The sequence below is a fragment of the Halorubrum sp. SP9 genome (assembly GCF_005435015.1).
In the GTDB taxonomy this organism is placed as follows: Archaea; Halobacteriota; Halobacteria; order Halobacteriales; family Haloferacaceae; genus Halorubrum; species Halorubrum sodomense.
Genome location: NZ_SGXU01000767.1, coordinates 1 through 219 on the forward strand (window position 1 = coordinate 1; position 219 = coordinate 219).

The following is a 219-nucleotide window of genomic DNA, read 5'->3' on the forward strand; positions in this document are numbered from 1 at the left end:
GACCTCATCGAGGCGATCGAGGACTCCGACGCGGCGTTCTCGATCGACCGCGATGAGCTGATCGCGACCCTGACGGCGATCCGCGACGAGGAGGCCGAGGGAGTGCGCGAGGTCACGGAGGTCATGGAGCGCCGATGAACCGGGCAGACGAGTCGCCGACGAGCGCCGACGGAGGACAGCCGTGAACACCGCAGATCAGTACCTCAAGACGATATACGT

1 pseudogene is annotated in these 219 nt (G+C 65.3%); it reads left to right on the forward strand.

Annotated features, from left to right (window positions below):
- A pseudogene (locus tag EXE45_RS19260) lies at positions 1-138 on the forward strand (ferritin-like domain-containing protein); the annotation flags it as partial.
- Between the last annotated feature and the right edge of the window lie 81 nt (positions 139-219).